This is a genomic window from Oryzibacillus soli, assembly GCF_051594765.1.
Classification (GTDB): Bacteria; Bacillota; Bacilli; order Paenibacillales; family NBRC-103111; genus Paenibacillus_AR.
This window is the reverse complement of the sequence record NZ_JBPPGJ010000158.1, coordinates 1-227: the sequence shown is the minus strand read 5'-3', so window position 1 is coordinate 227 and position 227 is coordinate 1. Positions and strand designations below refer to the sequence as shown.

The 227-nt window shown below is 51.1% G+C and carries 1 rRNA gene; it reads right to left on the bottom strand.

Features of this window, described 5'->3' with window-relative positions:
• Positions 1 to 177 precede the first annotated feature (177 nt).
• A 16S ribosomal RNA gene (locus tag ACSEXW_RS28520) occupies positions 178 to 227 on the bottom strand; the annotation flags it as partial.

The window sequence follows — 227 nt, the reverse complement described above, 5'->3', positions numbered from 1 at the left end:
CCTTAGTGGACTCGAACCACCGACCTCACCCTTATCAGGGGTGCGCTCTAACCAGCTGAGCTAAAGGCCCTTATTGCCATTGAAGGATTAACCCCTTCAAAACTGAACACGAGTAAGTAACATCAGCCGATTGTCTTGCATTGTACCGTGACGCTACGGTCACGAGGTACTCCATAGAAAGGAGGTGATCCAGCCGCACCTTCCGATACGGCTACCTTGTTACGACT